The 4,687-nt window shown below is 59.5% G+C and carries 1 protein-coding gene and 4 pseudogenes; 3 read left to right on the top strand and 2 right to left on the bottom strand.

Features of this window, described 5'->3' with window-relative positions:
* Positions 1 to 97: pseudogene (locus QJT78_RS48650) on the bottom strand (IS5/IS1182 family transposase); the annotation flags it as partial.
* Between the two features lie 106 nt (positions 98 to 203).
* Between QJT78_RS48650 and QJT78_RS48645 the strand changes: the two are divergent.
* Positions 204 to 997: pseudogene (locus tag QJT78_RS48645) on the top strand (IS630 family transposase); the annotation flags it as partial.
* A 254-nt stretch (positions 998 to 1,251) separates the two neighbouring features.
* Here QJT78_RS48645 and QJT78_RS48640 read toward each other — a convergent pair.
* Entirely contained in the window at positions 1,252 to 1,644 is a 393-nt protein-coding gene (locus QJT78_RS48640) for a transposase (protein WP_256461613.1), read from the bottom strand.
* 262 nt (positions 1,645 to 1,906) lie between these two features.
* Here QJT78_RS48640 and QJT78_RS48635 point away from each other — a divergent pair.
* Together QJT78_RS48635 and QJT78_RS48630 are read left to right on the top strand one after the other, a co-directional pair.
* Positions 1,907 to 2,928: pseudogene (locus tag QJT78_RS48635) on the top strand (IS110 family transposase).
* Positions 2,929 to 3,161: 233 nt separating this feature from the next.
* Positions 3,162 to 3,320, top strand: a pseudogene (locus QJT78_RS48630) (IS630 family transposase); the annotation flags it as partial.
* Positions 3,321 to 4,687 lie beyond the last annotated feature (1,367 nt).

Raw genomic sequence — 4,687 nt, 5'->3', positions numbered from 1 at the left:
CGTCAGTCCCCTCGGCAGATGCGGTTCGATACGCGCCCATTGCCTGTCGTTCAGCCAAAACAAACCAGCGCGCATTCTCTCGCCCCCGAATCAACACGTAGGCAAGAGAATACGTGGCGCTATTTAGGTACAGACCCTAGTCATCCGGAACGCAAGTTCGTCGCATTGGTTGATAGCTTGAATCTCGAGAGAGGAGAGCGCTTGTGGCGAATGCAGGTGGGAAAGGCCGGCCGATCGCGCCGTTGGTGCTGAGTCCGCAGGAGCGGGCGTACTTGGAGAGGCAAGTTCGTCGTCATCGTGCTGCGCGGTTGCTTTCCTGAGCGATGCCGCGCGATCCTGCGGTGGGCGGATGGCTTGCCAAGCAAGTCTGTGGCTGCCGAACTCGGCCTCCACGAACACACCGTTGGCAAGTCGCGCCGCCGATTTTTGAAGGATCGCTGTGATGGCTTGCTTGACGAGGCACGCCCTGGCCGCCCTCGCACCATCAACGACGATCAGGTTGCCGCCATGATCGATCGCACGCTGCGTACGACGCCGGCCGAGGCGACGCAATGGTTGATCCGCTCGATGGCTGCGGAAACTGGCTTTTCCCGCACCACGATCCGCCGAATGTGGTCGGCGTTCGGCTTGCAACCGCACCGTAGCCAGACATTCAAGTTGTCGAGCGATCCGCGGCTCGTCGACAAGGCACGCGACATCGTCGGCTTTACCTGTCCCCGCCGAACCGAGCCCTTGTCCTCAGCATCGATGAGAAAAGCCAGATTCAGGCACTCGATCGCGAGCAGCCGGTCTTGCCAATGATGCCCGGCATACCGGAGCGTCGTACGCACAGCTATGTGCGGCATGGTGCGACCACGCTGTTTGCCGCGCTCGATGTCGCCTCGGGGTTCGTCATCGGCAAATGCTACAAGCGCCACCGGGCAGTCGAGTCTTGAAGTTTTTAAAAGAGATCGATGCTCAAGTTCCTGAAGGCCTCGATGTCCATATCGTCATGGACATGTGTAGACGCCCCCGTTGGTGCAAGAAGAATCTTTCGAAGAGTGCGGAGCGTGGTCGGGCGCTGACATGTGTTCGGCCTTTTGTTGCGGCTGCCACATGCCGCTGGCCCGTATGGGAGTTCGCGGAACGGGTCCAATTCAACTTCGCGTGCTCGAGGCGCGTATCCATGATCTGGTTTTCCCATTCCTGTCTCGTGACCGTGCGCCATACTCTCCGGTTGACCTTCTCACACTCACGGTCCCTGCCGCGGAACTACTTCGCCGCAGCCGGAGCCCGATAGGTTCCGCCTCTCGCCATCAATGCCCAGACGATGCGCGCCATCTTGTTAGCGAGGGCGACGATCACCAGCATGGGCGGCTTGAGGGCAAGCATGCGCGCAAGCCAAGAATCCGCTGTCGAGCCTTTGCGCATTGCCCAGCGCACGGCCGCGCTCGCGCCGATGATCAGTAGTCGTCGCAGGGTTCGTTCGCCCATACGTGACGTCTTGCCGAGCTTCTGCTTGCCTCCGGTGGAGCGCTGCAGCGGGGTAAGCCCCAGCCATGCCGCAAAGTCGCGTTGCGACCGTGCACGTCGGCTGCGCGGCAAGACATTTAAGGATCTGATCCCGGCGCAGCTTCTTGCGGAAAAGCACGGTTCCTGATGCATCCGCGCCGTGCATCTGGAACACATTCTTCGCCAGATCCAACGCGATTATGCTAAATTCCGACATGGACGCCTCCGTTCAAGTGATGGTCAACGACACCACTTTGGCACAGCGATGCCGTGAGGGGGCGTCCACATGGGGTAATCGCAGGAGCGTGTTGCCCTGAAGACAATCAATAGTCTTGGAGGGTGGCTGTTCCCCGATAGGATGGAAATACGGGCTCACGACTGGACGCCGGGCCCAAGCATCGAATGGAGAACAGCCATGGAAGAGTATATCGGTCTCGATGTGTCGATGAAAGAGACGGCGGTCTCGATCCGTCGAGCAGGTGAACGGATCTGGCGCGGCAAGTGTGCATCTGATCCCAGTGTCATCGCCGCGCTCATCCGCAAGCGGGCGCCGGCCGTGAAACGCGTGGTGTTCGAGACGGGACCGCTGTCGGTATGGTTCTATCATTCTTTGCGCACCGAAGGATTGCCGGCGATCTGCGTCGATGCGCGCCATGATAAAGCGGCGCTCGATATGGCGGCGAACAAGACGGACGCGAACGACGCCGATGGTCTGGCGCAGCTCGCGGAAGTCGGGTTCTTTCGTGAGGTGCGCGTGAAGGGATTCAACAGCATGCTGACCCGCACGCTTGTCGCGGCGCGCACGCGGCTGGTCCGGATCACCACCGAGCTTTCGAACCAGATCCGCGGCGTCATGAAGACCTTCGGTCTGCTTGTTCCCGCCGGAAAGGGAAGCACCTTCGAGAACGTCCGGAACCTTCTGGCTGATCAGGACGGACTTGCATCCATCGTGCTTCCGATGCTGGAAGCCTGGCGTGGCATTCGCATCCGCGCCGCCGAACTCGGTCGCCAGTTGGTTCGGGATGCGCGCGAGAGTCAGGCCTGCCGCATCCTCATGTCGATTCCGGGCATCGGTGCGATCACCGCAAGCTCTTTTGCCACAGCTATTGAGGAGCCTGACAACTTTAGGAAATCCCGATCTGTTGGCGCGTGGATCGGCCTGACAACGCGCCGCTACCAATCCGGAGAAGTCGATTATGATGGCCATATATCCCGACGTGGCGACCGCCATTTGCGTGGGCTTCTCTATGAAGCGGCAGCGGTCATTCTGACGCGCAGCTCAACCGACAGCGCTCTGCGGACGTGGGGACGGCATCTCCGGGAGAGGATCGGCTTCAAAAGAGCCACCGTGGCTGTGGCACGGAAACTGGCGGTGATAAGCATACGATGCTTAAGACCGGCGAGCTGTTCAATCCGAATGCCGGAGCTGCCGCATAAGCTCGGATAGCGTTCAGAACCTGAACGCCTAAGGTATCCCTGCCGGGACGTGAGCCGAGCCATTCCGCTGATGGGGTTGCATGCTGACTCAGCAAAGTGCGTCGTCCACATTGAAGGCTCGTCCGCGAAGCTCCATCATGCGGCGACCAATGTCGACCGCGAAGACAACCACGCACCCGGCAGCGTCTCTTGACGAAACTAAATGCTTGACGTCCCAGCAGCGATTAGACGACACCTCCGTCGGGCAACTCGAGGCCGACATCTGCACCTTCATCCACCTGCACAACCAAAACCCGAAGCCCTTCAAATGGACCAAGTCCGCAGACCAGATTTTGGCTTCCGTCAAACGCTTCTGCCACAAAACCCAGCAGACTTTATGTGGCGAACATTAGATTCACGTGACTAGGTCGTCCTGTCCTGACGCTGCGATCTGCAGGCTGGCGCTCAATCGATGCTCGCATCTTCCGCGAGGCGCCGATGCGCTCGCCCGATAGCCTCTGGGCCGCGGCCTCGCCGACCGGATCACCGGATCAGCTGCGGCGCCAAGCGCAACAACTTGTTCGCCCATTTCGGGAGCTTCAGCGCCTACACCCTCGAGGACGTCGACTTGTACCACCTTGGCTAGGGGACCCTGCCACTCGGTTGACAAGCCGGTAGTGCTGATCGTCAACTAGGGACGGCTGCCATCTGGAGCATGTCTCTGGTCGTCTATCTCGAGCCGCGCTGCTACAAGTTCATACGATCACAGCGTTTATACGTCTCAAGATCGGCCCGAGTGCCACATTGCGCCGCACACGTTCGAGAGCCACAGGACGTAAGCCTGCGTGCGAGAGAAAAAGCAAGCCTCCAGCTAAACTCGAGACGCAAGGGTATTGCCGCCATTGTCCATCAACGCCGTTTTCCCGCGCGGGGTGCTTGCAACGTCTATTGCTTCACCTAACCCAACCCGCTAGCTGACACCGGACAAGCTTCGCCGAACATCGCAAGTTTGCGCCGGCAGTTAGCTCGTCGTATCGAAGCATGGATTTCGCATTCGGTCGGCAAGAACCTCTGGATGATCCCGTATAGCGGTGCCGCGGCGGTTAAGTGCCTGGCGGTCGCCTGGTTGCGCGAGCCGCCGAGATGGTTCTAATGGATCATATACGCCAGCCGGCCGAATCGGCTTCCAGCCGTCGAGGGCATCCACCGCGATTCAAAGTCGCTTTCATGTGGCCCGTCCAGAAGCGCTCGTTGGCTCAGAGGGCAGGGCCGTCAACAGGCCGAGCAGGCTGCCAGTGAAGCCTTCGAAGCAGGGTAGAAGCGATCGCCCGTTCCAGCGGCTTGGAGAATCTTAAACAATTATTGAATGTTGATTGCTGCTCCATGTACGTGCGCTCACCGACTTTGCCGCCGCCAGCCATCTACGCGCAGCCGGCACCATCCTCCATCCGATCGCCCCAGTTCTCAGCCTCTGGGCCGGCACCGGTGGGCAAAGCGACAGCACACGGACGCGCGCTTTACAGCCTATGGGCTCTGGCCGTATCGCGTTCACTGCCTCCTTTGCTGCCACGTTACCAAATGAGGTAGGTATCGCGTGTTGGCAATTGTGGTACCTTGTAGGGGATGATCGAAATGAGCGGCGAACAACTTAGTACGTTATAAGCCCTTCAAGCTAGTACCCACTTTTCTTGGAACGTGAGTCGTGATTCAAGGTCGGGATGATACCCGAAGCAAGAGAAGTCCACCTTTCGAGGAAAGATCGCAAGGTGCTTGAGGCGTG

Origin of the sequence: Bradyrhizobium sp. Mp27 (genome assembly GCF_029953005.1) — a bacterium.
In the GTDB taxonomy this organism is placed as follows: Bacteria; Pseudomonadota; Alphaproteobacteria; order Rhizobiales; family Xanthobacteraceae; genus Bradyrhizobium; species Bradyrhizobium barranii.
The sequence above is the reverse complement of the archived record's forward strand: the minus strand, read 5'-3'. Positions and strand labels throughout refer to the sequence as shown.